Origin of the sequence: Kutzneria sp. 744 (genome assembly GCF_000568255.1) — a bacterium.
Taxonomy (GTDB): Bacteria; Actinomycetota; Actinomycetes; order Mycobacteriales; family Pseudonocardiaceae; genus Kutzneria.
In genome coordinates this window covers 8,045,479-8,070,377 of sequence record NZ_KK037166.1, presented here as the reverse complement: position 1 = coordinate 8,070,377, position 24,899 = coordinate 8,045,479, and the positions used below count along the sequence as shown (strand labels likewise).

General features: G+C 69.1%; 23 protein-coding genes and 1 pseudogene. 10 read left to right on the top strand and 14 right to left on the bottom strand.

Annotated features, from left to right (window positions below; genetic code table 11):
• The first annotated feature begins 172 nt into the window (after positions 1-172).
• Positions 173-583, top strand: a complete 411-nt coding sequence (locus KUTG_RS37190) for a PPOX class F420-dependent oxidoreductase (protein WP_043723586.1) — start codon at positions 173-175, stop codon at positions 581-583.
• Positions 584-652: 69 nt separating this feature from the next.
• On the opposite strand, the gene KUTG_RS37185 is transcribed toward KUTG_RS37190, so the two are convergent.
• The 4 genes from KUTG_RS37185 to KUTG_RS37170 all read right to left on the bottom strand — a co-directional run bounded on the left by KUTG_RS37185 (position 653) and on the right by KUTG_RS37170 (position 4,233).
• Entirely contained in the window at positions 653-1,486 is an 834-nt protein-coding gene (locus KUTG_RS37185) for a crotonase/enoyl-CoA hydratase family protein (RefSeq protein WP_043723583.1), read from the bottom strand.
• Between the two features lies 1 nt (position 1,487).
• Complete coding sequence (locus KUTG_RS37180) at positions 1,488-2,804, bottom strand: flavin-containing monooxygenase (protein WP_043723581.1); 1,317 nt, start codon at positions 2,802-2,804, stop codon at positions 1,488-1,490.
• A 63-nt stretch (positions 2,805-2,867) separates the two neighbouring features.
• Entirely contained in the window at positions 2,868-3,425 is a 558-nt protein-coding gene (locus tag KUTG_RS37175; RefSeq protein WP_043723580.1) for a TetR/AcrR family transcriptional regulator, read from the bottom strand.
• On the bottom strand, positions 3,415-4,233 hold the full coding sequence (locus KUTG_RS37170; RefSeq protein WP_043731937.1) for an oxygenase MpaB family protein: 819 nt from the start codon (positions 4,231-4,233) through the stop codon (positions 3,415-3,417). The genes KUTG_RS37175 and KUTG_RS37170 overlap by 11 nt, the downstream gene beginning before the upstream one ends.
• Positions 4,234-4,397: 164 nt before the next feature.
• Between KUTG_RS37170 and KUTG_RS37165 the strand changes: the two genes are divergently transcribed.
• The 3 genes from KUTG_RS37165 (at position 4,398) to KUTG_RS37155 (ending at position 7,803) form a co-directional block, all read left to right on the top strand.
• Positions 4,398-6,140, top strand: coding sequence for an AMP-dependent synthetase/ligase (locus tag KUTG_RS37165; protein ID WP_043723578.1), 1,743 nt, complete (start codon positions 4,398-4,400; stop codon positions 6,138-6,140).
• 292 nt (positions 6,141-6,432) lie between these two features.
• The gene (locus KUTG_RS37160) at positions 6,433-7,050 is read left to right on the top strand and encodes a hypothetical protein (protein WP_157495027.1); all 618 of its coding nucleotides are present in this window, start codon (positions 6,433-6,435) and stop codon (positions 7,048-7,050) included.
• Positions 7,051-7,068: 18 nt separating this feature from the next.
• Complete coding sequence (locus KUTG_RS37155; RefSeq protein WP_043723573.1) at positions 7,069-7,803, top strand: hypothetical protein; 735 nt, start codon at positions 7,069-7,071, stop codon at positions 7,801-7,803.
• Positions 7,804-7,867: 64 nt separating this feature from the next.
• Here the strand turns inward: KUTG_RS37155 and KUTG_RS37150 are convergent, their stop codons facing one another.
• The 4 genes from KUTG_RS37150 to KUTG_RS37135 all read right to left on the bottom strand — a co-directional run bounded on the left by KUTG_RS37150 (position 7,868) and on the right by KUTG_RS37135 (position 14,078).
• Positions 7,868-10,846 (bottom strand): alpha-mannosidase, encoded by a 2,979-nt coding sequence (locus KUTG_RS37150; RefSeq protein WP_157495025.1) that lies wholly within the window; start codon positions 10,844-10,846, stop codon positions 7,868-7,870.
• An 18-nt stretch (positions 10,847-10,864) separates the two neighbouring features.
• A complete protein-coding gene (locus tag KUTG_RS37145; protein WP_157495023.1) occupies positions 10,865-11,758 on the bottom strand; it encodes a carbohydrate ABC transporter permease in 894 nt (297 codons plus the stop codon).
• On the bottom strand, positions 11,755-12,636 hold the full coding sequence (locus KUTG_RS37140) for a carbohydrate ABC transporter permease (RefSeq protein WP_043723571.1): 882 nt from the start codon (positions 12,634-12,636) through the stop codon (positions 11,755-11,757). Before KUTG_RS37140 ends, KUTG_RS37145 begins: the two co-directional genes overlap by 4 nt.
• A 134-nt stretch (positions 12,637-12,770) precedes the next feature.
• Entirely contained in the window at positions 12,771-14,078 is a 1,308-nt protein-coding gene (locus tag KUTG_RS37135) for an ABC transporter substrate-binding protein (RefSeq protein ID WP_043723569.1), read from the bottom strand.
• Between the two features lie 204 nt (positions 14,079-14,282).
• On the opposite strand from KUTG_RS37135, the gene KUTG_RS37130 reads away from it, so the two are divergent.
• Positions 14,283-15,302, top strand: coding sequence for a LacI family DNA-binding transcriptional regulator (locus KUTG_RS37130; RefSeq protein ID WP_043723568.1), 1,020 nt, complete (start codon positions 14,283-14,285; stop codon positions 15,300-15,302).
• Between the two features lie 34 nt (positions 15,303-15,336).
• Here KUTG_RS37130 and KUTG_RS37125 read toward each other — a convergent pair whose 3' ends face one another.
• A complete protein-coding gene (locus KUTG_RS37125) occupies positions 15,337-15,738 on the bottom strand; it encodes a DoxX family protein (RefSeq protein ID WP_369794562.1) in 402 nt (133 codons plus the stop codon).
• Between the two features lie 354 nt (positions 15,739-16,092).
• On the opposite strand from KUTG_RS37125, the gene KUTG_RS37120 reads away from it, so the two are divergent.
• Entirely contained in the window at positions 16,093-16,638 is a 546-nt protein-coding gene (locus KUTG_RS37120) for an HdeD family acid-resistance protein (RefSeq protein WP_052395838.1), read from the top strand.
• Here KUTG_RS37120 and KUTG_RS37115 read toward each other — a convergent pair.
• Positions 16,600-17,841: a glycosyltransferase 87 family protein gene (locus tag KUTG_RS37115; protein ID WP_198047431.1), complete on the bottom strand. Its 1,242-nt coding sequence runs from the start codon at positions 17,839-17,841 to the stop codon at positions 16,600-16,602. The genes KUTG_RS37120 and KUTG_RS37115 overlap by 39 nt on opposite strands.
• A gap of 209 nt (positions 17,842-18,050) precedes the next feature.
• Here KUTG_RS37115 and KUTG_RS37110 point away from each other — a divergent pair, with 209 nt between their 5' ends.
• Together KUTG_RS37110 and KUTG_RS37105 are read left to right on the top strand one after the other, a co-directional pair.
• Positions 18,051-18,635 (top strand): MerR family transcriptional regulator, encoded by a 585-nt coding sequence (locus tag KUTG_RS37110; RefSeq protein ID WP_043723562.1) that lies wholly within the window; start codon positions 18,051-18,053, stop codon positions 18,633-18,635.
• Between the two features lie 100 nt (positions 18,636-18,735).
• Positions 18,736-19,383 (top strand): RES family NAD+ phosphorylase, encoded by a 648-nt coding sequence (locus KUTG_RS37105; RefSeq protein WP_043723561.1) that lies wholly within the window; start codon positions 18,736-18,738, stop codon positions 19,381-19,383.
• Positions 19,384-19,407: 24 nt separating this feature from the next.
• On the opposite strand, the gene KUTG_RS37100 is transcribed toward KUTG_RS37105, so the two are convergent.
• The 4 genes and pseudogenes from KUTG_RS37100 to KUTG_RS37090 form a co-directional block, all read right to left on the bottom strand.
• Positions 19,408-19,986, bottom strand: a complete 579-nt coding sequence (locus tag KUTG_RS37100) for a GNAT family N-acetyltransferase (protein WP_043723558.1) — start codon at positions 19,984-19,986, stop codon at positions 19,408-19,410.
• Positions 19,987-20,003: 17 nt separating this feature from the next.
• Positions 20,004-21,407 (bottom strand): annotated as a pseudogene (locus tag KUTG_RS37095) (alpha/beta fold hydrolase); the annotation flags it as partial.
• 508 nt (positions 21,408-21,915) lie between these two features.
• Positions 21,916-22,092, bottom strand: coding sequence for a hypothetical protein (locus KUTG_RS59355; protein WP_157495021.1), 177 nt, complete (start codon positions 22,090-22,092; stop codon positions 21,916-21,918).
• 15 nt (positions 22,093-22,107) lie between these two features.
• The gene (locus tag KUTG_RS37090; protein ID WP_052395835.1) at positions 22,108-23,133 is read right to left on the bottom strand and encodes a TerC family protein; all 1,026 of its coding nucleotides are present in this window, start codon (positions 23,131-23,133) and stop codon (positions 22,108-22,110) included.
• Between the two features lie 416 nt (positions 23,134-23,549).
• Here KUTG_RS37090 and KUTG_RS62055 point away from each other — a divergent pair, with 416 nt between their 5' ends.
• Together KUTG_RS62055 and KUTG_RS37080 are read left to right on the top strand one after the other, a co-directional pair.
• A complete protein-coding gene (locus KUTG_RS62055) occupies positions 23,550-23,858 on the top strand; it encodes an antibiotic biosynthesis monooxygenase family protein (RefSeq protein WP_043723557.1) in 309 nt (102 codons plus the stop codon).
• Between the two features lie 20 nt (positions 23,859-23,878).
• Positions 23,879-24,899 (top strand): alpha/beta hydrolase family protein (locus KUTG_RS37080; protein ID WP_198047430.1); only part of this gene is annotated, 1,021 nt, incomplete at its 3' end.

The window sequence follows — 24,899 nt, the reverse complement described above, 5'->3', positions numbered from 1 at the left end:
TGGATCGCCCGTATTCGGCGACCGTCGATGCCCGATCGACCGCACCCTTGACCGCAAGGGCCGAACGGGGACGGCCACCGCCCGGCTGCGTCACCGCGCGGGCCGGGTCCGGATGAGGGAATGTGTCCCGGGACACGCGGGTTGCACCGGTTGACACCGAGGAGGAGACCCGATGGATCTCGACGCCGCCAGGGACGTCATCCGGACCCAGCACCGCGCGGTGCTGGCCACCACCCGCGCCGACGGCTCGACCCAGATGTCGCCGGTGACGGTCGACGTGGACGGCGAGGGCTACGTGGTGATCAGCACCAGGGAGACGGCCTTCAAGCTCAAGCACATCCTTCGCAACCCGAGGGTGGCCGTGTGCGTGCTGCCCGACGAGTTCTTCGGCCGCTGGATCCAGGTCGAGGGCACCGCCTCGGTCGTGCACCTGCCGGAGGCCATGGACGGCCTCGTCGACTACTACCGCCGGGTCTCGGGTGAGCACCCCGACTGGGACGACTACCGGGCGGCGATGGTCCGGGACCAGCGCGTCCTGGTCCGGATCACCCTCGACAAGGCCGGCCCCGACCGCAACGGCTGAGTCCCCTGTGACGCAGGGAAGGACGCCTTACCCTCGTTCAACGCGGGTAAGGCGTCCTTCCCTGCGTGCTCACTCTCCGGAGAACTTCGGGGGGCGGCGCTCGAAGAAGGCGGTCGCCGCCTCGCCGAGGTCCTTGCTGGGCAGGAAGGCGGAGTTCCAGGCGCCGACGTAGCGCAGACCGGCCGCGATCTGCGGGGCCCGGGCGGTGTCGAGCACGTCCTTCACGCCCTGCACGACCAGCGGCGGGTTGGACGCGATCTCCTCGGCCAGCGTGCGGGCCGCGGCCAGCACGTCGTCCTGGGTGTCGTAGACGTCGTTGACGAGGTTGATCTTCTCGGCCCGGCGGGCGTCGATGTCGCGGCCGGAGAAGGCCAGCTCACGCAGGTGGCCCTCGCCGATGATGCCGACGAGCCGCTGCAGGCTGCCCAGGTCGGCGACGATGGCCACCTTCACCTCGCGCACGCTGAACTTGGCGTCGGCGCTGGCCAGGCGGATGTCCGCGGCCGCGATGACGTCGACACCGCCGCCGATGCACCAGCCGGAGACGGCGGCGACCACGGGCTTGCGGCAGGCGGCGACCGAGGTCACCGCGTCCTGGAGGCGGCGAAGGTCGTGCAGGAACCGGGTCCGCGGCTCGGCCAGCGCCGGGTCGGAGCCCAGCAGCTCGGCCCAGCTCGGCATCATCGCGGGCAGGTCGAGGCCGTAGGAGAAGTTGGCCCCGCTCCCGGTCAGCACGACGGCCCTGACCTGCGGATCGGCGTCCAGAGCGCCGAAGACGAGCGGGAGCTCACGCCAGAAGTCGGGGCCCATGGCATTGCCCTTGGACGGCCCGAGCAGGGTCACCTCGGCGACATGCCCGGTCACCTTGACGCTCAGCGACACCAACTGGTCCAGATCGGCCATCTCAGCTCCCCGTGCCCGTTAACTTACTCGACGGTAACATACGGTGGAGCCGTTTCAGGTCGGCCAGGTACTCCTGGAAGTCGACCTCGATCGTGTGACGTTTCGAGGCCACGTAGCGGCGGCGCATCCGCTCCCGGTAGCGGGGATCTCCCCGGTTCATCTCGGCCGGCGGCGGCAGCGCGGCGGTTCCCTCGATCAGGTCGGCGATCCAGTGCGCCTGCGCCTCGGCCAGCGGCATGATCGCGCCCAGCGGCTGGACCAGCCCGAGGAAGTACAGCCCGGGCTGCCCAGGCGGCACAACCCGGTGGTACAGCGCCACTTCGTTGTCGGCGGCGTTGAACAGGTCGTCGGCCAGGAACGGGAACGTGATGCGGTAGCCGGTGCAGTAGATGACGGCGTCGACCTCTTCCCGGCTGCCGTCGGCAAAAACCACCGCGTCGCCGTCGAACCGAGCAATGTTCGGTTTCACCGTGACGTCGCCGTGCCCGACCCGGGTGAGGATGTCGTCCGACACCGTGGGATGCGCGGCCAGCACCTTGTGGTCCGGCTTGGGCAGGCCGTACCTGGTCACGTCGCCCCGGGTCAGCGCCAGCATCGCCCGCAGCGAAAGTCGTTGCAGCCACAGGGGTCCACGAGCCAGCGGCGATGTCGTCAGGTGGTCGGTCGGAATGCCGAACAGGAACTTCGGCAGCACGTGGGCGCTGCGGCGCATGGCCATGAACGTCTTGTCGGCCACGCGGGAGAGCTCGACGGCGATGTCGCAGGCCGAGTTCCCGATGCCCAGCACCACAACACGCTTGCCGACGTACGGCTCGAAAGTCCTGTAGTAGTGGGAATGCTGCCGCTCGCCGGCGAACTCCCCTGGGAACTCCGGCACCCGCGGATCCCAGTGGTGCCCGTTGGCCACGATGACCGAGCGGTAGCGCAGGGTCCGCTCGACGCCGTCCCGTTCACGGATCGTCACGTCGTACACGCCGTCTTCCGGCACGACGGACGTCACCTCGGTGCGGAAGGCGATCTTGTCGCGGAGGCCGAAGTGGTCCACGAAGTCGTCGAAGTAGCGCGCGATCTGGAAATGGTCCGGATACGCGGGCAGCTCGGCCGGCATCGGGAAGCTGGCGTACCGCATCTGCCGGGTCGAGGTGTTGATGTGCAGCGACCGGTAGGCCGACGACATGCCGTTGTCGTTGAGATACCGCCAGTTGCCGCCGATCTCCGACCCCACCTCGTAGCAGTCGAAGTCGATGCCACGGGCCTGCAACACCTGGCACGCCGCGATGCCCGACGACCCGGCCCCGATCACGCACACCTCGGCCATGCGGCTCTCCTTCCGGTCCGACCCACAGCCTCGCAGCCGGGACACCGGCGGCACCAGGGACAGTCAGGACATCAACGGCACAAGATAGGAACGGGCGAAGTCCCGCATGGCGGTGTCGTCGTCCACGGCGACCGAGCCGGCCGGCGTCAGCGTGAAGGAGATGGCCAGCCTTACCAGCATTTCCGCCAGCACACGCGGATCCCGACTCATCGAGGAGCCCACTTCCCGGTACTGCTGCACGAGAAACTCGCTCGCCGCCGCAATCACCCCCGCACCACGCAGCGTCAGGTACGGCACCAGCTCCTCGGGGTCGCTGATCAGCAACCGGGTCAGCAGCGCGTCCGTGCGAACCTTGCGCAGCCCCACGACAAAGCCCTCGACCAGGCGCTGTTCGGCGGTCGGCAGCGGCCCGACGGCGGCGACGATCTCGCCGAAGAACCGCGCGCTCTCCCGCACCAGGGCCGCCTGGACCAGCATGTTCTTGTTCTCGAACCGCCGGTAGACGGTCGCGCGGGACAGCCCCGCGCGGCGGGCCACGTTGTCGACGCTGGTGCGCCGCAACCCGTAGTCCCTCAGTTCGCCGACCGCAGCGTCGAGGATCAGGTCGTCGTCAAACGGCACCGGCGACCCGCTTCATCGCCTCACGCGACCGGGGCGAGTACCGCAGCCGATACGGCACCAGCGGCCACACCACGTGCATCACCTTGGCGAAGACCCGCAGCAGCCGTTCGTCCCGGGGCGTCCACCGAGCGCCGATCCGCGCCAGGACCGCCGGGTGCAGGGTGCCGCGGTTGACCCACCACAGGAACTTGCCTAACGGGCGCTTGACCAGGCGGTAGATCGGGGCCGGCACCAGCGGGAAGCGCTCCGGCGGCTGCTCGACGAAGTCCAGCAGCCCCTTGGCCACCGGCGTCACCTCCAGCACCTCGCGGCACATCCGGTCCAGGTAGCGCTCGTAGCCGGCCCAGTCCGCCGGCGCGCAGCGGTCGCTGACGCCGTAGAGGCGGTAGCCGGCCATGGTCTCGGCGTACAGCTGGGCCTTCTCGGCGTCGCTCAGCCGGTGGTCGAACAGCTCGATCGAGCGGATCATCGTGTCGAAAATCGTCAGGTGGGCCCAGAAATAGGTCTCCGGATCGAGGGCGTGATACCGCCGGCCCCGTTCGTCCACGCCCTTGATGTCCAGGTGATAGGCGGTGATCTTCTCGGCGGTGGCCGCGGCCCGCGGCCAGTCGAAGGTGACGCCCTGGATCTGCGGCACCGAGCGGATGATCCGCTCCCACGGCTCGCCGAAGAAGTCGGAGTGATCGTGGACGCCGGCGCCCAGCCCGGGATGCATCAGCTGCAGCAGGCCGACCCGCACGAGCAGCAGCAACACCCGGTTGTCACCGGCGTGCCGCCAGTGCAGCGAGCCCGGTCCGGCCAGGTCCATGGCCGCCTCCCGAAACGGTGAGACGATTTCCTCTCTTTGTATCACCGCGACCTCGTGGTCACCACCCTCGCGGCACCCGGACGCGTTGATTGGCACCAATCAGGCGAGCTGTTAGCGTCAAGCCGATTCTGGGGTGGCCTAGGGATCAGGGGGTGGAGGACCGAATGAGCACGCTGTGCGCCCTGTTCCAGGCGACGGCGGCCAAGCACCCCGACCTGGTGGCGCTGCGCACCCCGGCCGACGCCGTCACCGTCACCTGGCGCGAGTACGCCGATCGGGTGCGCCGGATCGCCGCCGGCCTGGCCGCGCTGGGCGTGCGCCGCGGCGACACCGTGGCCCTGATGATGGTCAACCGGCCCGAGTTCCACCTGGTCGACACCGCTGTCTTCCACCTCGGCGCCACCCCGTTCTCGCTGTACAACACCTCCTCACCGGAGCAAATCCAGTTCCTCGTCGGCAACGCCGCCAACCGCGTCGTGATCTGCGAGGAGCAGTTCCTGCCGGCCGTGCTCGAAGGCCGCGAGGGCACCGCCGTCGAGCACGTGGTGTGCGTCGACGCCGCCCCCGACGGCACCATCGGCCTGGACTCGCTGGAGTCCACCGCGCCCGCCGACTTCGACTTCGAGGCCACCTGGCGGGCCGTCGAACCGGACGACGTGCTGACGCTGATCTACACCTCCGGCACCACCGGGCCGCCCAAAGGGGTGGAACTCAGCCACCGGAACATGATCGCCGCGGTCACCGCCGCCGAGTCCGTGCTGCCGGCCGACCACAACGACCGGATCATCTCCTTTCTGCCCCACGCACACGTCGCCGACCGCTGGGGCACGCACTACACGCAGATCGTCACCGGGCTCCAGGTCACGTGCGTGGCCAACCGCCGGGCCGTGCTGCCCGCGCTGGTGGAGTGCCGTCCGACGATCTTCGGCGCCGTGCCGCAGGTCTGGTATAACATCCGCGCCGGGGTCGAGGCGATGATCGCCGGCGAGGTCAACCAGGCCCGCAAGGCCGCGCTGACCCAGGCCATCCGCGTCGGTCTCGAACACGTGCGCAGCGAGGACCCCGACGAGCAGCTGCGGACCCGCTACCGCACGGCCGACGAGCGCACCCTGGCCCCGCTGCGGGCGATGATCGGCTTCGACCAGATCCGCTACGCCCTGTGCGGCGCCGCCCCCATCACCGCCGACGCCGTCGAGTTCATCAACGCGCTGGGCATTCCGCTGTCCGAGGGCTGGGGCATGTCCGAGGTGTGCGGCCTGGCGACGCTGAATCCCCCGCACGCCAACCGTTTCGGCACCTGCGGCCCCGCCGTCCCCGGCGTTGAACTTCGGCTCGGCGACGAGAACGAGCTCCTCGTCCGCGGCGCCCTGGTGATGAAGGGCTACCGCGGCGCCGTCACCCACGCCGCCGCCTCCCTCGACGAGGACGGCTGGCTGCACACCGGCGACGTGGCGACGATGGATCCGGACGGCTACGTCCGCATCATCGACCGCAAGAAGGAACTGATCATCAACTCCAGCGGCAAGAACATGTCGCCCAGCACCATCGAGAACACCATCAAGGCCGGCTGCCCCCTCATCGGCCAGCTCGTCGTCATCGGCGACGCCCGCCCGTACAACGTCGCCCTCGTGCTCCTGGAACCCGAGGTCCTCAAGGGCTTCGCCGCCGGCCACGGCCTCGACGCCGACCTCTCCGCCCTCGCCGCCCACCCCGACGTGCGCCAGGCCGTCGCCGACGGCATCGAGGCCGGCAACCAGCGCCTCTCCCGCGTCGAACAGGTCAAGCGCTTCGCCATCCTCCCGACCTGGTGGGAGCCCGGCTGCCCCGAGCTCACCCACACCCTCAAGCTCCGCCGCGGCCCCATCGCCGAGCGCCACGCCGCCGACATCGAGCAGCTCTACGCCTGAACCCGTTGCGGCACTTGGCCGGAGCGTCCGACAAAGCCGAGCATCCCTCTCACGGAGCAAGCATATCGGACATCACGGTCATTATGCGCATTCCACGCAGTCATCGTCACGCAAAGTAGTGACATTTTGCTCCATCCGCCCCCGGCGTCCCCTGCTAGCGTCGATTGCGGCCGTTGTGCCAAGGGGGATGAACAGGGGGATCTACTTTTTCTGCGCATGGCTGACGCCTGCGTCCAATACCTCAATAAATGCCGCGCGCGATGACGTCTCTCGCGTGCGCCCAGGAGGATGCGTGAAAACACTTCGAATGTCACGTCTGGCCATTGGGGCGATCCTGGCCGCGACGGCCATTGTCGCGACCATGACGCCGACCGCGATCGCCGATCCGTCGACGCCCGTCTCGCGGTCGACCGCGACGGAGCCGACTCTCCGCTGGCTTTCCCAGCAGGAGTACACCGCCCTGGTCGGCGTCGAACGCGCCAAGAATCCGCACATCGCGGCCGCCCCACCCGGGGCGCATTTCGCCGGCGCCCCGCTCGACCCGCCGCAGCACTGGTACGACATCGACCAGACCGACTTCGACCCCAGCGGGATCGAAATCCCGACCAGGCACGGCACCGCCGACTTCGGCTATCAGCACTACGCGGGGCCCCACAACCTGACCTCGCAGAAGGCCATCAGCGCGGCCTACCGGAGCAGGCCGTTCGTCACCCAGGGCGCGCATTACGAATACCTGGGCTACCTGACCTTCGGCGACACGCTCATCGCCCAGATCCACACCATCGCCCAGTTGGCGACGTCGACCGACGACCGTAAATTCACGACGCCGGACGGCAAGTACATCGGCACGATCACCGCCTACTGCGAGGGTGTCACCCGATGCCCTGACATCGTCAACTCCGAGGGCTGACATTGCTACACTGACCCGATGGCAGTGAACGACGACCGGAAGGGCGGGCCGGCCGACGAGGCCGACTCGCCCTTTTTGGATTCCCTTTACTGGACGCTCGTCGAGCGGTTGACGGAGTTCGTCTCCACGCCATTGCCGGGAGTTGAACACTCGGTCGCCGGAGTCGTGCGCACACACGCGTCGACGGCGCGCGTGTTCGTTTTCGACGGCGCGAATCTCTCCACCATGGTCGGGATCGACTGCCCGCTGCTCGACCACGCCGGCGAACAGATGGACCACTTCCGCCATATCACGACGCTGGGGCAGGTGGTGCGCTCGATCGCTCGTGGCGACGACGCCGACGTCGAGCGGGACGTGGACAGCCACGGATTTCCGATCGTCGACGCGCGCGCCTTCTACGAGCGCGACGAGAAGGCCCGGACAACGCTGCGTGAGGCGATATTCGGCTCCATCGCCTCGACGCTGCACCACTTCAGTTCCGAGCCGCCCTCATCGGGGGCGCGGATCATCTACCCGGTCGGTTTCCTGACGATCGGTCCCGACACCGTGCGCGTGTACTTTCGAGACCCCGAGACCAAGGAGACATCCGGCTTCGACCTCGGTGTCCTCAGCCCGGAAGGCGACTTCGCCGTCGCCGCCGGCGGCCTGCTCAGGGCTCGCATCCGCGAGCTGGTGGGCACGAACGCCCTGGCCACCAGAGAGATCTCCGCGAGCTCGGACCAGTACTGCGCCCGCGCCTACTCGATGCCGTGACGGAGGAATCCGGTGGTGGCGCGGAGAACGCACCCGGTTATATTAGAGCGGCTGAAGCGCAGGGTCAGCACCTGGAAGGGCCCAGCTCGATCTCGACGCCGTTGTCCGCCAGGGAACGGTCGGCCAGGGTCCGCTCCAGCAGGTCGGTCTCGCGCACGGAGGTGGCCGCGAACGAGGGGGTGACGACGGCCTTTGCCCGGCCGCCCAAGGACTCGTAGAGGCGGACGACGATGTCGCCGGAGCGGTCGTCGGCGGCCTTGACGGCCTCGACGACGACACCGGGATTGTCCACTGTGAACACCGGGGCGACCGGGCCGGCGCCGGGGACGCGGCGCTCGGGGAGGTTGATCCGGTAGCCCTCGCGCACGGCGTCGCCGATGGCGGCGCCGGGCACGAAGGAGTAGTTCAGCTGGTGGAAACCCTGGTCGGTCAAGGGATCCGGGAAGCGCGGGGCCCGAAGCAGCGAGAGCCGGACGGTCGTGGTGGTGCCGCCCTCGGGCCGGGCCTTGCGGGTGATGTCGTGGCCGTAGGTGGAGTCGTTGACCACGGCGACGCCGTAACCGGGCTCGGCCACGTGCACCCAGCGGTGGGCACAGATCTCGAACTTGGCGGCGTCCCACGAGGTGTTGACGTGGGTCGGCCGGTGCAGGTGCCCGAACTGGATCTCCGAGGTGGAGCGGTCGGCGTGCACGTCGACGGGGAAGGCGACCTTGAGGAACTTCTCGGTCTCCTGCCAGTCGACCTCGGTCGACACGTCCAGCCGCCGCTCGCCGGCCCGCAGCCGCAGCACCTGGGTCAGGGTGGACTCGCCGAAGGTGCGGCGGATCCGGATGGCCCCGACGTCGGAGCCCTCGTCGACGGCGACGACCTCGTCGGCCTCGACCAGGTCGCGGACATTGTTGCGGTAGAAGGGATCCACGTCCCAAGCGTCCCACTGGTTGGGGATGTCGAGGTGCAGCTGCAACAGGTTGCCGACGGTCCCCGGGGCCAGCACCTCGCGGTCGGCCACCAGGTCGCGGATGGACGTGATCAGGCCGCGGGAGTCGAGGGCGACCCGGAGCAAACCGTTGTCCAGCAGCAAACCGTCGACGGAAACCGGCTGTGCGGAACCGGAATCCACGGCCCCGGCACCGAGTCCGGGCACGCCGGAACGGGAGTGCGGGGCGGCGTTGAAGACGACGGTCTCCGAACCCTCGCCGGCCAACACCGAAAGCGCCGACGAGATGATCGATTCCAGCTCAGCAGCCACCTCGGCGTACCGAGCCTCGGCCTCGCGGTGCACCCACGCGATGGAGCTGCCGGGCAGGATGTCGTGGAACTGGTGCAGCAGCACGGTTTTCCACAGCCGGTCGAGCTGCTCGTACGGGTAGTCGAAGCCCTTGAGCAGAGCGGCGGTGGCCCACAGCTCGGCCTCGCGCAGCAGGTGCTCGCTGCGGCGGTTGCCCTGCTTGGTCCGGGCCTGCGTGGTGTAGGTGGCGCGGTGCTTCTCCAGGTACAGCTCGCCCGACCACACCGGGGCGTCGGCGTACTCGGCCTCGGCCGCCGCGAAGAACTTCGACGGAGCCTCGATCGTCACCCGCGGCGAACCCTCAAGGTCGGCGGACCGACGGGCCGTCTCCAACATCTCCCGGGTGGGGCCGCCACCGCCGTCGCCGTAACCGAACGGCACGAGCGAGCGGGTGGCCTTGCCGTGCTCGGAGTACTGCCGGCTGGCCCGGGCCAGGTCGGCGCCCAGCAGGTCGGAGTTGTACGTGTCGACCGGCGGGAAGTGGGTGAACACCTGCGAGCCGTCGATGCCCTCCCAGTAGAAGCTGTGGTGCGGGAACCGGTTGATCTGGTTCCACGACAGCTTCTGGGTCAGGAACCAGCGCGAGCCGGAAAGCTTCACCAGCTGCGGCATGGCCGCGCTGTAACCGAAGGAGTCGGGCAGCCACACCTCCTCGGTCTCGATGCCGAACTCGTCGAGGAAGAAGCGCTTGCCGTGGATGAACTGCCGGGCCATGGCCTCGCCGCCGGGCATGTTGGTGTCGGACTCCACCCACATGCCGCCGACCGGCACGAACTGCCCGCCGGCGACCTTGTCCTTCACCCGCTGCCAGACGTCCGGGTGGTGCTCCTTCATCCACGCGTACTGCTGGGCCTGCGAGCAGGCGAACACGAACTCGGGGTAGTCCTCCATCAGCGCCGTCACATTGGAGAACGTGCGGGCGCACTTGCGGACGGTCTCCCGCAGCGGCCACAGCCAGGCCGAGTCGATGTGGGCGTGGCCGGCCGCGGTGATCCGGTGCGCGCTGGCGTTGGCCGGCCTGGACAGCACGTCGACCAGTTCGGCGCGGGCCAGCGCGGCGGTTCCGGGCACGTCCTGGAAGTCCAGCCGGTCCAGCGCCCGGTCCAGCGAGCGCTGGATGTCCCAGCGCCGCGGCTCCCGCTCGTCCAGCTCGTTCTTGAGGCTGTTGAGGACCTCGATGTCGAGCAGCAGGTCCCAGACGTCCCGGTGGAACACGGCCAGCTCGGCCTTGACCACGTGGTAGACCGGGTCGGCACCGGCGGTCTCCTTCAGGCCCAGCTCGGTCGGCTGGAACGGCACGATGTCCAGGATCACCGGGTTGGCCGCGGCCTCCACGTAGAACAGGACGTCCTCGCCGCCGGCCACCGACGGGCCGACGGGCAGGTGCGTGCTGCGCGGGGCCAGGCCCTTGATCGGCTTGCCCTCGGGCGTGTACGCGAGGCCCTCGCACTGGAAACCCGGGCCGGGATGGGTGAATCCCAGGTCCACCACGGCTTCCACGTGCCGGCCGGCCCACTCCGCCGGCACCGTGCCGGACATCCGGAACCAGCTCGTTGCCCACGGCGCGCCCCAGGCGTCGCCGACCTTCGCCGGTTCGTACGACGCGGCCAGCGCCTCGGCGACCGGCACCGGCTCGCCCGGCGCGTGCCAGACCTCCAGCGTCAGCGGCACGGCCGCGCCATAGACCTCCGGCCGGATGCGCTGGCGGACGGTCCTGGTCAGCCGCTCGTCGAGCAGGCTGCGATCATCGTGCATCGGTCGCTCCCCATTGTCCTAACCCTTCACGGCGCCCTCTCCGACCCCGCGGAAGAAGTACTTCTGCGCCGCCACGAACAGCAGCACCAGCGGCGCCACCGCGATCATCGTGCCAGCGGCGACGAGCCGCTGGTCGTTGACGAAGGTGCCCTGCAGGTAGCTCAGCCCTATGGTCAGCGTGTACTTGGCCGGATCGCTCAGCACGATCAGCGGCCACAGGAAGTCGTCCCAGCTGAACATGAACGAGAACACGGCGACCACGACGATGGTGCCGCGGGCCGAGGGCAGGGCGATGCGGGTGAAGCGCTGCCAGGCGTTCGCGCCGTCGATGACCGCGGCCTCGTCCACCGCGGCCGGCAGCGCCAGGAAGGCGTTGCGCATCAGCAGCACGTTCAGCGCGGCGATGGAGCCGGGCAGCACCACGGCGGCCAGGGTGTTGCTCAGGTGCAGCGAGCGCATCACCAGGAACAGCGCCACCATGATCGCCTCGAACGGGACGAGCAGGCTGGCCAGGAACACCGTCATGGCCGCGCCCCGGCCGCGGAAGCTCAGGCGGGCCAGCGCGTAGCCGGCCATGCTCGCGCCGAGGCAGTTGGCCACCACGTTGGCCGTGGCCACCAGCAGCGAGTTCAGCGCGAACGACCAGATCGGCACCGCGTCGGCCACGCGGGCGTAGTTGCCGGGCGTGGGGTGCTGCGGGAAGAGCTGAGGGGGCGTCGAGTAGATGTCCTCGGTGACGCCCTTGAGCGAGGTCGACAGCTGCCACAGGAACGGCCCGACCGTGATCGCCAGGACCAGCAGCAGCAGGGCGTACCGGCCGACGGTCGCGCTCCTCAGACCCGCCTCGCTAGCGCTCGGCGTGCCTGCGGCAAAGGGCGCAGTGCTCAATGGTTCGCTCGCAAGCTCGCTCACAGGTCCTCCTTGCGGTTGAGCCGGTTCGTGGCCAGCAGCAGCCCGAGCGTGAGGACGAACAGCACCACCGACAGCGCCGAGGAGTAGCCGAGGTCGCCGGTCAGCCCGGTGCCGACCTGCTGGATGAGCATGACCAGGGTGGTGTCGGAGCCGCCGGGGCCGCCGGCCGGCCCGGCCAGCAGGTACACCTCGGAGAACACGCGGAAGGCCGCCACCGCGGACAGCACGGCCACCAGCACCATGGTCGGCCGCAGCGCCGGCAGCGTCACCGACCACAGCCGCCGCCACCAGCCGGCCCCGTCCACCTGCGCGGCCTCGTGCAGTTCCTTCGGCACGGTGCCCAGCGCGGCCAGGTAGATGATCATGTAGTAGCCCAGGCCCTTCCACACCGTCACGAGCATGGCGCTGGCCAGCAGCAGCCACTCGTCGGTGAGGAACGGGATCGGCCTCGTCAGCACGCCGAGCGCCCGCAGCACGTCGTTGACCAGGCCCCGGGAATCGAGCAGCCAGGTCCAGATCAGGCCGACCACGACGATCGAGGCGATCACCGGCGTGAAGAACGCGGTGCGGAAGAACGTGATGCCGGGCAGCTTGCGCTCCACCAGCAGGGCCAGCAGCAGCGGCAGGATCACCAGCGGCGGCACCACGCCCACGACGTACAGGGCGCTGTTGCCGACCGCCGTCCAGAAAGCCGGGTCCTGCACCAGGCGCACGAAGTTCTCCGCGCCGGTGAAATGCCCGCCGCCCAACACCTTGGCGTCGGTGAAGGCCAGCACCACCGTGTTCAGGAACGGGAACAGGTTGAAGCCGATCACCACGGCCAGGCCGGGCAGCAGGAACAGCCAGGGCGTGAACCAGCGCTGCTGCACGATCCGCACCGGCCGGCGGGGCTCGCCCGCATCCGGGCCGGGCGCCGCTACCCCGGCCGGCCCCGGCCGCGACCCGCCATCGGCCGTCTCCACGGCGGCCCGGCCCGCAACCGATCCCGATCCACCTCCGGCCGTTCCCACCGCTAGCCGGCCAGCAGCTTGTTGCACTGGGCGACAGTGTCGTCCAGCGCCTGCTTCGGCGTGGCCTTGCCCTGCATGGCGTCGGACATCTTCTGCTGCAACAGCGTGGTCATCTGCTCGCTCCACTGCACCGGCGTGTAGTTGACCGCGGTGTCCAGCTGCTTGGCCGCCGCCACCCGGACCCGACCCTCGTCGGTCCCGCCGTCCTGGGAGAAGTACGGGTCGCTCATCGAGCCCTTGGTGCTGGGGAAGATGGCCGTCAGCTTGGCGAAGGCCATCTGGTTCTGGGCGTTGGTGACGAACTTGGCGAAGGCCAGCGCGGTCGGCTTGTTCTTGCTGGCCGAGGGCACCGACAGGCCCTGCACGTACAGGTTGGCCTTGCCGGTGCTGGTGATCGTCTTGGTGATGCCCACGTTGGCGTACAGGCTGGGCGCGTTGGTCTTGAAGTTCTGCAGGTCGTACGCCGAGCCGGGGGCCCAGGCGATCTGCTGGTTCATGAACTTCGTGCCGGCGCCGGTGTAGGTGGCCGACAGCGCCTCGGGGATGAGCGCGCCCGCGTCGAACAGCCGCTTGTACATCTCGACGAACTCGACGCCCTTGGCCTCGTTGAAGGTGAACTTGGTGCCGTCGTCGCTCATCACCTTGACGCCGTACAGGCCGAAGTCGGCGATCACCGGGGTCAGGCCGAGCATGGCGATCTGCTTGTTGCTGCGCTGGGCCATCACCAGCGCGGCCGCCTCCAGCTCGGCGTAGCTCGTCGGCGGGTGCTCGGCGTCCAGGCCGACCTGCCGGAACAGCGCCTTGTTGTAGAAGGTGGGGCCGGTGTTGAGGTACCACGGGAAGCCGTAGGAGCCGGGCCGGCCGGGCAGCGCGTAGGCGGCCCAGCCGCCGTCCAGGTAGTCCTTCTTGGCATCCGGCATGGCCGTGTCGATGTTGAGCAGCAGCTTCTTGCGGGCCAGCGGGTAGGACAGGTCCGGCGGCACGTTGACCACGTCGGGCAGGTTGCCGGCGGCGGCGTCGGCGGTGACCTTCTGCAGGTAGCCGTCGGCCGGCTGGTCGATCCAGGTGACCTTGACGCCGTTGTGCTGCTTCTGGAACGCCGTGACCATGCCGTTGATGTAGTCGGTGTACTTCGGCTTCAGGGCCCAGGTCTGGAACTTGATCTCCCCGGTGACCTCGCCGGTGACCGGGCCGCTGTCGGCGTTGTCGTCCGTCGAGCCGCCGCCGAGGCCGCAGCCGGTGACGCCGAGCGCGGTTGTCGCCGCGACGCCGACCAGAAAACCACGCCTCGACAGGGGATTCGTCGGCATGACAACCGTCCAAGGGGTTTCGGGCTCCGCCGGGTGACGCGCACGAATTTGCCAAAGGCCTGCCATCGTTGTCAACCGTCGAATTTGTCCAGGTAGAGACCTTGACATGTCAGAGCCGCGCCCGGATCCTACGGGAGAGGTAAACCGGTTTAGCGACGAGGCTGAACCGGTTTAGCTGCTGCGCTCTCGCCGTTTGGGGTAGCCGTGAAACGACCGACGATCATGGACATCGCGCGCCGGGCGGGCGTGTCCAAGGGCGCGGTGTCGATGGCGCTCAACGGCCTGCCGGGCGTGTCCGAGGCGACCAGGGGCCGGATCCTGGAGGTCGCGCGGGAGCTGGACTGGCACCCCAACAACGCGGCCCGGGCGCTGTCCGCGGCCCGCTCCGACGCCATCGGCCTGGTGCTGGCCCGCCCGGCCCGCACGCTCGGCGTGGAGCCGTTCTTCTTCCAGCTCATCTCCGGGCTGCAGGCCGAGCTGTCGGGGCGGCGGATCGCCTTGCTGCTCCAGGTGGTCGAGGACCTGGACGCCGAGATCGCCGTCTACCGGCAGTGGTGGTCCGAGCGGCGTGTGGACGCGGTGATCCTGATCGACCTGCGCGTCCAGGATCCACGGGTCGACCTGCTGGAGGAGCTGGACCTGCCGGCGCTGGTGATAGGCGGTCCCGGCCATCACGGGCGGCTGCCCAGTGTGTGGGCCGACGACGCCAAGGCCATGACCTCGATCGTCGACCACCTGGCCGGCCTCGGCCACCGTCGCATCGCGCGCATCGCCGGGCTGCCGGATCTTCTCCACACCGAGCGCCGCACCGAGGCCTTCCGCGCGGCCGTGGCCTCGCACGGCATCGACGTGGCCCCGATCCTGATGACCGACTACTCCGGCGAGCAGGGCGCGGCGGCCACCCGCCAGCTGCTCCGGTCTCCCCTGCCGCCCACCGCGATCGTCTACGACAACGACGTGATGGCCGTGGCCGGTGTGGCCGTGGCGACGGAGCTCGGCGTGGCCGTGCCGACGTCGTTGTCGGTCGTGGCCTGGGACGACTCGCCGCTGTGCCAGCTGCTGCATCCGCCGCTGACCGCGCTCACCCGCGACACGTTCGCGTTCGGCGCCTCCGCGGCACGGTCGCTGCTCCTGGTTCTCGACGGCGCGGAAGGCGCCGACGTGGAGGACCATGTGCCGGTGCTGGTCCAACGGGAAAGCACGTCGGCGCCTTCACCGAACTAACTCGCGGCGACCGCATCGCTGTCCGATCAGCGGATCACTGAGTAACCGGTTGCCGAACGGCGTTGACCCGAATCTCCACGGTTCGGCGCAACACCCGGTCGATCGACCAGACGCCGGAACCGAGGAAGGCCACCAGCAGGAAGGCCCAGCAGAACTGGATCGCCGCCTCGCCGCCATTGATCATGGGGATGAACGACTTCGGCATGTGCACGGTGAAGTAGGCATAGGCCATCGAGCCCGAGCACAGCAGCGCCGCGACCCGGGTGAACAGGCCGACCAGCACCAGCGCGCCGGCCACCAGCTGGATCGCCGCGGCCCACCAGCTCGGCCAGAGGCCGAAGGCGATCGCCTTCTTGGCCCCGAACACGCCGAAAAGGCTTGCCGCCCCGTGTGACACGAACAGCAGCCCGATGACGATGCGATACAAAGAGATCACATACTCTTTTCCCTGGTCCAGAAATCGCATGGTCGCTCCAAGCACGTAAGGGTGGGCGGCTGTGGAGATTCTGGCCAGGTCACCAGCGCCAATGGTACCCTTAACCGTTAACGTCACTCCTCGGTAACTGTGTTAAATCCACTAGGTCCTCCCACCTCAGCAGGGAGATCGGCCGCCCACCTGGATGGTCTTCACATCGCTTTCCAAGGCAATTCTGAGAAACGTCGCGCGAATGCCTCACCTATTCAGACCAGTGTCCAGACGTTCGTACTAGGCCAACCGTGGCGGCAGACATCGCCGTCCGTGAGCACCTCTCGCGTTGCGGACCAGGGTCCCGACCGCGACCATGACCGCGTGGTCGAACTGATGACGCGAAACTGGTGGCTGGTGACCCTGCGGGGCGCGCTGGCCGTGATCTTCGGCATCCTCACGCTGGCCTGGCCCGGCATGACGCTGCTCGCCCTGATCTTCCTGTGGGGCTTCTACGCGCTGGTCGACGGCATCAGCTCGATCGCACTGGGCGCGGCGGTGCGCGGGCACCGCTGGTCCAACGTGCTGATCGGCGCCGTCGGCGTCATCGCCGGCCTGGTCGCCATCATGCTGCCGGGCGAGACGGCGGTGGTGCTGCTGGTGATCATCGCCATCTGGGCGATCATCGCCGGCGTGGTGCAGGTCGCCGCCGGCATCGCGCTGCGGCGGGCCATGGCCCACGCCTGGTTCCTGATCCTGACCGGCGGCCTCACGCTCGTGCTCGGCGTCGTGCTGCTGCTCAACCCCGGGGCCGGCGCGCTGGCGCTGGTCACCACCATCGCGATCTTCGCGCTGATCTGGGGGATCTCGCTGATCCTGCTGGGCCTGCGGCTACGCGGTCTCCGCGACAGCAGCGTCCAGCCGGTCTGAGGCCGGGCGCAGCCGCCCCGACCACACGGTCATCACCACCAGCACGACGATGGCCAGCCACACGTAGGCGTTGCCGATGACGTTGTTGTAGAGGTCCCAGTACTGGCCGGGGTCCCGCAGCTCGGGAGCCCGGTGGTACGGGGCCTGCCAGAACAGGTAGATCGCGAACAGGCAGAGCGCGCCCAGCAGCCAGGACCGGGCGCGCACGGCCATCGCCAGGCCCCAGACCAGGGCCAACGCCGCCCACACCCAGTGATGCGCCCAGGACACCGGCGACACCAGCAGCGAGAACACGCCGACGGCCAGCATGGCCGGCAGGTCCTGGCCGGCCAGCCGGGTCCGGCGCACGACCAGCCAGGCCAGCACCAGCACGCCCAGGCACAGCACGACCCAGAGCGCGCCCTCCAGGTTGGCCGGGATGCCCAGCCGGGCCACCATGCCGCGCAGCGACTGGTTGTAGCTGAAGCCGAGGTTGCCGACCCGGTTGGTGTCGAAGAAGTCCTGGAACCAGTAGCTGACCGAGTCGCCGGCGGCCAGCGCGAAGCCGACCAGGCCGAAGCCGAGGAAGCCGCCGATCATGGTCAGCGCGGGCTTCCACTCCTTCTTGGCCACGAAATAGAGCACGAAGGCGGCCGGGGTGAGCTTGATGGCGGCGGCCAGGCCGATCAGCAGGCCGCGCGGCCACCAGGGCTTGGCCACCAGGCAGTCGGCCACGATCAGGCCCAGCAGCAGGATGTTGACCTGCCCGAACGAGATCGTCTCGCTGACCGGCTCCAGCCAGGCGGCGCCGAGCGTGAGGACAAGGGCCAGGATCGGCACCGGGAACCGCCGGAGCAGCTTCGCCGGCGCCGCCCGCGTCAGCACGGCGCGAATGCACAGGAAGAGGATCACCAGCGTGGCCGTGGTGAAAATGCCGATGGCCACGGCCAACGGGAGTATCGCCAGCGCGGCGAACAGCACCGCGGCCAGCGGCGGATAGGTGAACTTCAGCAGGAAGCCGGCGAACGGCGTCGCCATTTCCGTCTGATAGAGGTCCTGCCCGTGCCGCCAGGCGTCGCCGCCGCCGAGATAGACGTACAGGTCGGTGAAATGGTGCTGGTTGTACGTCCCGATGTAGACGGTGCTGAGCACGATCAGCGTCAGCAGCACGAGCGCGGCCAGCGACCACAAGATCAACTCGAGCGGAGACCTGCGCACGGACATGGGGTTCGGCTGGTCGTCCACCGCGTCCCTTACGAGTCGGCCTGTCACAAGAAAATGAGGGTAACGGGTCGGTTCGGCGGGCATCCCCCAAGGGCATGCCGGCCGATTCTCCTACGTAGAGTGGTGGCACGGGTGCGGTCGGTCGAATTCGCCGGTGATTCGGGTGACACCTATCGCACGAATGCGCACGCGCAGGCTACCCTGTGCTCATGACCATGGCGTTGGAGACTGTGCTGGCCAAGGCGGGCCTTCGGGTCACCGCCGACGAGTTCCTCACCCTGGTCGAGGACGTCGCCAAGCGGCTCTCGCCACCCCACCCCGAGCCCGCGGCCTACTTCACCCCCGAGCAACAGGTCGCGCTCACCGACGTCGGCCTCGACCTCGGCGGCCTGCGCGAGGACGACTTCGAGCCGCGGGCCCGGGCGCTGGCCGCCCAGACCGTGCTGCTCGACACCGCGCTCACCGTCACCGACGCCGCCCGCGTCCTCGACGTCGACACCAGCCGCATCCGCCACCGCCTGGCCGCCGGCCGCCTCGCCGGCTGGAAGGACCGCGGCAGCTGGCGGCTGCCGGCGTGGCAGTTCAGCGACTCCGGCGTGCTGCCCGGGCTGGAGGTCGTGCTGGCCGCCATGCCCGAGGACCAACCGCCGCTGGTGCTGGCCGGCTTCATGACCACGCCCCAGACCGACTTCCCGCTCGGCGACGCCGCCGGCACGCCCCGGGCCTGGCTGCTGGCCGGCGGCGACCCCCGGCGCGTCGCCGCGCAGGCGAAGATGCTCGGCACCCCGGCCTGACCGGGCGGGTCACGCCCCCTGCGTGATCGACATACGGCGCGACCCGGCACCATCACAGGTCGGCCCGGCACCATCCCCGAAACGGAAACGACGTATCTGAATGGCTCGGCTCCCCCCACCGCCGGCACCCGCTGTGCTCCAGGCGCTGCTGCGTCGCGCCGAGGATGTGGTGGCGGTGCACCGCGCGACCCGGCTGGTCCGCGTCTTCACCGCCGGCGGCAGCCACCCGCAGCGGTGGAACTCGTTCCGCTACACCGGCCCGCTGCCGCACGCCCGGTTCGACCCGCACCCCGAGGGTCCGCCGGCCGACGACCCCGGCAGCGGCGTCCTCTACTTCGGGCTCTCGGTGCGGACCAGCATCGCCGAGGTCTACCAGGCCACGTCCACCGTCGACCGCAAGACCCGGCGGCCGCACCTGGTGGTGTTCCGGCCCCAGCGCACCCTGCGCCTGCTCGACCTGGCCGGCCTGTGGCCGACCAGGGCCGGGGCCTCGCAGGAGATCAGCAGCGGCCCCAAGGAGCTGACCCAGGCCTGGGCGCGGACCATCCGCGCCGCCTACCCCGAGCTGGACGGCCTCTGGTACCGGTCCTCCATGGACGCCGGCGACCCGGCCATCTGCCTGTGGGACCCGCCCGGCGGCAACGCCATGCCGGATGCTCCCGACGTGCTGTTGCCGCTGGAGCATCCGGGCCTCGACCTGCCGCTGAGCCGGATCTGCGAGGAGCTGAACTACATCATGCTGGGCTGAGCACCGCTGGGCCGAGCCCCCGGCTCAGCCGAAGGCGGGGCGGCGGAAGCCCGACGGGGGTCGTTTGCTTCGGCTTCGAGGAAGAAACCTCCCGTAGCGGACCAGGGTGAGCCGATGCTCCCCCACGACGTGGGCCTTGGACCCACCGTCGTGCCGCCAGCCGTGATGGGCGTAGAAGGAACGGGTGTCCCAGTCGTCCTGGAGCACCCACAGCACCGCGTAGCGGAAGCCCTGGGCGGCCAGGTGGTCCAGGGCGGCGTCGTGCACCAGGCGACCGGCGCCGGTGCCCTGGTGCTCGGGGTCGGCGTGCACCGCCACGAGCTCGCCCGTACGCAGGTCGTCGTGCATGTCATCGTCGTCGCGGGCCTCCGCGACGACACAGTAGGAGCCTATGCGGCCCTCGTTGTCCTCGGCGACGAATATCCCGTCGGGATCGGGTAGGCACACCCATCGTCGCCAGCCGTTGAGGTGGCTCTCCGGCAGCATCCGGTCGAGCAACACGTCCGGCACCGCGCCGCGAGCGGCTTTTCGCCAGGATTCCTGATTGATCCTGGCCAGCTCGGAGGCGTCACCGGAATCGGCCCGTCGCACCGTCCATGTCATGACGGGAGCCTGCCAAATCAGGTGGTCTCGGTGCCAATGGATTCCCCGAGGTGGCGTCCCCACCACTCGAGGACGGCGTCGAACCGCTGCCTCCGGTGCACCGGCCGGCCGGACCGGGTCAGCTCGTGCCCCTCGCCGGGGAATATCAGCAGCTCAGCCTCGGTGCCGTTGGTCTTCAGCGCGACGAACATGCGCTGGGCCTGCTCCAGCGGGCAGCGCCAGTCCTGCTCGGAGTGCACCACCGCGAACGGGATGGCGATCTTGTCGGCGTAGGTGAGCGGACTCACGGCCCGCTGCACGTCGGGGTCGGCGCCGCAATAAGTCTGCGCGAACCACCACCCGATGTCCGAGGAGCCGACGAACGAGTCCCAGGCGTTGACCGCCCGCTCGCTCCACGCGGCCTTGAACCGGTGCCCGTGGTGGGCGGCCAGCCAGCTGGTCATGAAGCCGCCGTAGGAGCCGCCCATCACACCCACCCGCTCGGCGTCGCACTCGGGCAGCTCCAGGGCCGCGTCGAGCAGTGCCAGCACGTCGTCGGCGTCCACAGTGCCCAGCGCGTTGACGATGGCGGCGCCGTGGTCGAGGCCGTAGCCGGCGGAGCCGCGCGGGTTGGCCAGCACGACCGCGTAGCCGGCCGAGGCATAGACCTGGGCCTCGTCGAACAGGCCCCAGCCGTAGTACATGTACGGGCCGCCGTGGATCGACAGCACCACAGGATGCGGGCCCTCGCCCTCCGGCAGCACGACCCAGCCGTGCACGGGGTAGCCGTCCGGGGCGGTGCCATGGATCTCCCGCAGCGGCCGGATCCCGGTTTCCCGCAGCTCAGCGCCGAAGTCGGTCTTGATGTCCGTGCCGACGAGGACGACCTCGCCCGCGCTCTCGGGCGTCGCCACGACCACGGCCACCCGGCCGGCGTCCTCGGCGAACGCCTTGATGACGACCTGACCGCCCGCGATGACGGCGAGCTCGTCGAGCGGGGTCCGGTCGGCGTCGAGGGGGATCTGTCGGAGCTCCACCGCGCCCCGGTTGCGGACCAGGGCCAACACCCCGTCGCCGGTGACGACGAGCCCGCCGGGGACGCCCTCGCAGTCGACGGTCTTCGGGTCGGTCATCAGCCGCGGCTCCTGCGGTTCCGCGGCCGGGTCGAACGCCGCGACCCACAGGCCGTCGGGCAGCGGCCGGGCGGCCAGCCCCTCGAAGGCGGAGCCGAGGAAGTAGATCCGCCCCTCGGCGGCGGCGATCAGGCTGATCATGCCCACGCCCCGGACCGCGACGAACGGCTCGCCGCCGGCCGCTGGCACGGCGTACACGTCGTCGTGCAGGTTCTGCGGGCCGCCGTCCTGGCGCGCGCCCACGGCCAGCACATGCCGGCCGTCCGGCGTCCACACGGGGTTGTCGAGGTCGACGGTGCCGTCGGGCAGTTGTGACTGGATTCGCACGACCTCTTTCAATTTCTCCAATGATGGCTGGCGTGCCCAAGCACATTTAATCAGCTATATGGCACTGGCGTTTTCATATTATAACGTCCTATCCATCGCGAACAAGATGTGTGTTTCTAGGCGAGGTTAACACTACCAAAAGTGCGGGCGCATTAGCTCCTTCAGGCTGCTGAGCCCTAGCCGCAGTCCAGCTTCCCTCAAAGATTGAGGGATCCTTAACAGGACTCTGGTTTCTGCCGTTATGCACCACGCTACCTGAGCTCAAAGCGACCAAAGCCTCTCGGCTTAGTGTGTTTACAGCCTCGTTTCGAATTGAGGCACTTATGTTTTCACAGTACGCAGCTCTAACCATAATTGGGGCTGGAACAGTCGGGCTCCTTGAGTACGGTCAAATTATAACACTGTCCCGCACCGACTGTGTAGATCAGGCAGGTAGACTTGTATCAAAGAGGAAGTGGCATCGGCGACTTAGGACTAGTTGCCGCTCTCGTCACTCTTGTGTCATGTAAGTCCAGTCCTGCGGCTCACCGTCGGTCGGAACACGGACGAGCCCGCCCCGGTAGCTGTCGGACTCCAGGTCGGGGCGGGCCACGTCGGTGAGCAGCAGATCGCCGCGCAGGGACACGGAACCGGGCACGCGCAGCAGCGCGACGTCTTGTGGGCGCACCCGGCGACGGTACCTCTAGGCCGCTTCGGGCTTGGCCTTGCCGGTCGGCTTGCCGGCGCCGCTGTCCGCCTTGCCCGTCACGTGGGTCTTGATCAGGCTGGCCACCGTGGTGATGGCCAGCACGCCGCCGATCACCGCCAGCGAGGTCCCGGTGCTGATCTCCCACACCGGCAGGCCCTCGCCGCCGTTGAGGAACGGCAGCTCGTTGTCGTGCAGGGCCTCCAGGATCAGCTTCAGCCCGATGAAGCCCAGCAGCACCGACAGCCCGATCGGCAGGTACACCAGCCGCTCCAGCAGGCCGCCGATGAGGAAGTACAGCTGGCGCAGGCCCATCAGCGCGAACGCGTTGGCCGCGAAGACCAGGTAGGGCTCCTTGGTCAGGCCGAAGATGGCCGGGATGGAGTCCAGCGCGAACAGCAGGTCGGTGGTGCCGATGGCGATCATCACGATCAGCATCGGGGTGACCATGCTGCGGCCCTTGTGCTTCACGAAGGACTTCGAGCCGTGGTAGTCCTCGGTGACCGGCAGGACCTTGCGGGAGAGCCTGATCATCAGGTTCTCCTTGTACTCGTCGTCGTGCGACTGGCCCTGCGAGCGGGCCATCTGCACCGCCGTGTAGATCAGGAACGCGCCGAACAGGTAGAACACCGCGCTGAACTGGCTGATCACCACCGCGCCGACACCGATGAACAGGCCGCGCATGACCAGCGCCAGCACCACGCCGATCAGCAGCACCCGGTGCTGGTGGATCTTGGGCACGGAGAACGTGGTCATGATGATCACGAAGACGAACAGGTTGTCCACCGACAGCGAGTACTCGGTGAGATAGCCGGCGATGAACTCGCCCGCCGGCGCCGAGCCCGCGAAGTACCAGAGCCCGCCGGCGAAGACCAGGGCGCAGGCGACGTAGAAGACGACCCAGCGCGCCGCCTCGCCCACCTTCACCACGTGCGGGTGCCGGTCGACGATCACCAGGTCGAGCGCGAGAAGAACGGCGAGTCCGCCGAGAGTGGCGATCCACAACCACAGTGGGACGATCATAGTCAACCTCCGGTCCAAGGGCGTGCGCCACCGACCGGAGGTCTCTTCCGCCGACCCCCAAGGGTGTCGACCGGCGGTACCGGGTGCTCGTCGTTGAACACCGTGCTGACGACGCCGCCGCGAGGGAATACTCCCCTCCAACACCCTCAGTGTCCCAGATCAGCACGGTCAGAAGCCAGTCGGGGGTCTGTGTCATTTGCCGCGCGTTCCGCGCGGGGCTCGGCCCCCGGGTAGCCGGCGCCTCGCCCTTGCCAGATTTCGCCCGCCGCATCGGCCCAGGTGGGTGGGCGCGCCGGGTGGCGGCGACCGAAATCCGGCAACCGTGCGAAGCACCGGCGGGGCCTCGCACTCTCTTGCGCCGGCGATCTCACACAACCCGTCGCCACTCGTTCGGGGCAACGTGCAACGATTCACCCGTGATCCTCACGATCGCCGAGATCCGGGTGCGGGCCGGCTGCGGGGATGCCTTCGTCGCCGCCTCGCGCGGCGCGATCGAGCACATCCTGTCCAGCCCGGGCTGCCGGTCGGCCAAGCTGACCCGCAGCCTGGAGGACCCGTGCCGGTATCTGGTGATCACCGAGTGGGACTCGCTCGAGTCGCACACCCAGCAGTTCTACTACTCCGAGCATCTCGTCAACTGGCGCAGCGCGGTCAGCGAGTTCTTCGACGACCCGCCGATGGTTGAGCACGTCAGCGAGGTGCTTGACGCACGGGGAGAACTTTGACTGCCCGCCTATGGCCCGCGGTGGGTCTGATCGTCCTGCTGGCGCTCGCGGTGACCGGAGTGCTGTGGCTGAACCGCCCGGCCCCCGAGCCCTCGGTCACCAACCGTGACGTGCTGATCGACGTGGTCGACGGTCCGGACGACGCCAAGCAGCCCATCCAGCTCGACGCCACCTTCTACCTGCCCGAGACCACGCCCGCGCCGTCGGTGATCGTGTCGCCGGGCTTCGGCCAGACCAAGGCCGACCTCGCCGACGACGCCAACGACCTGGCCAGGCGCGGGTTCGCGGTGCTGGCCTACTCGGCCCGCGGCTTCGGCCGCAGCACCGGCCAGATCGAGCTGAACTCGCCCGACTACGAGGTGCGCGACGCCGACCAGCTGGTCGCGTGGCTGTCGCGGCAGCCGGAAGTGCTCCAGGACAAGCAGGACGACCCCCGGGTCGGCGTGATGGGCGGCTCGTACGGCGGGGCGCTGGCGCTGATGCTGGCCGGCCTGGACAAGGACAAGCGGATCGACGCCGTCGCGTCCCTGATCACGTACAACGACCTGTCGCAGGCCCTGCTGCCCAACGCCGCCAGCACCGTCCCGGTCGACGGCGCGACCCCGGCCACGGGGATCGGCGGCGCCGACGGCGTGTTCAAGAAGACCTGGGCCGGCAACCTCTTCGGCTCCGCGCTGACCGGCATCCGCGCCGGCGTGCCCAGCTCGTGCGGGCGGTTCGCGCCCGACGTGTGCGCGGCCTACACGCAGGTCGCCACCACCGGCCGGGCCGACCAGGCCACCATGGACCTGCTGCGCCGCAACTCCCCGGTCAGCGTGGCCGGCGGGATCGCCGCGCCGACGCTGCTGGTGCAGGGCGAGCAGGACACGCTGTTCGGGCTGGACCAGGCCGACGCCACGGCCCGGCAGCTGGCCAAGAACAACGTGCCGGTCAGGGTCTCCTGGTACCCGGGCGGCCACGACGGCGGCGCGCCCGGCGACAGCGTCCGGTCCGAGGTCGCCGACTGGTTCGACTTCTATCTCAAGCGCGGCAACCTGCCCA

Coding starts and splice junctions, on each gene's coding strand:
- KUTG_RS37190 (WP_043723586.1), top strand. CDS start 173: ATGGATCTCGACGCCGCCAGGGACGTCATCCGGACCCAGCACCGCGCG.
- KUTG_RS37185 (WP_043723583.1), bottom strand. CDS start 1,486: ATGGCCGATCTGGACCAGTTGGTGTCGCTGAGCGTCAAGGTGACCGGG.
- KUTG_RS37180 (WP_043723581.1), bottom strand. CDS start 2,804: ATGGCCGAGGTGTGCGTGATCGGGGCCGGGTCGTCGGGCATCGCGGCG.
- KUTG_RS37170 (WP_043731937.1), bottom strand. CDS start 4,233: ATGGACCTGGCCGGACCGGGCTCGCTGCACTGGCGGCACGCCGGTGAC.
- KUTG_RS37165 (WP_043723578.1), top strand. CDS start 4,398: ATGAGCACGCTGTGCGCCCTGTTCCAGGCGACGGCGGCCAAGCACCCC.
- KUTG_RS37155 (WP_043723573.1), top strand. CDS start 7,069: ATGGCAGTGAACGACGACCGGAAGGGCGGGCCGGCCGACGAGGCCGAC.
- KUTG_RS37150 (WP_157495025.1), bottom strand. CDS start 10,846: ATGCACGATGATCGCAGCCTGCTCGACGAGCGGCTGACCAGGACCGTC.
- KUTG_RS37135 (WP_043723569.1), bottom strand. CDS start 14,078: ATGCCGACGAATCCCCTGTCGAGGCGTGGTTTTCTGGTCGGCGTCGCG.
- KUTG_RS37115 (WP_198047431.1), bottom strand. CDS start 17,841: ATGTCCGTGCGCAGGTCTCCGCTCGAGTTGATCTTGTGGTCGCTGGCC.
- KUTG_RS37110 (WP_043723562.1), top strand. CDS start 18,051: ATGACCATGGCGTTGGAGACTGTGCTGGCCAAGGCGGGCCTTCGGGTC.
- KUTG_RS37105 (WP_043723561.1), top strand. CDS start 18,736: ATGGCTCGGCTCCCCCCACCGCCGGCACCCGCTGTGCTCCAGGCGCTG.
- KUTG_RS37100 (WP_043723558.1), bottom strand. CDS start 19,986: ATGACATGGACGGTGCGACGGGCCGATTCCGGTGACGCCTCCGAGCTG.
- KUTG_RS37090 (WP_052395835.1), bottom strand. CDS start 23,133: ATGATCGTCCCACTGTGGTTGTGGATCGCCACTCTCGGCGGACTCGCC.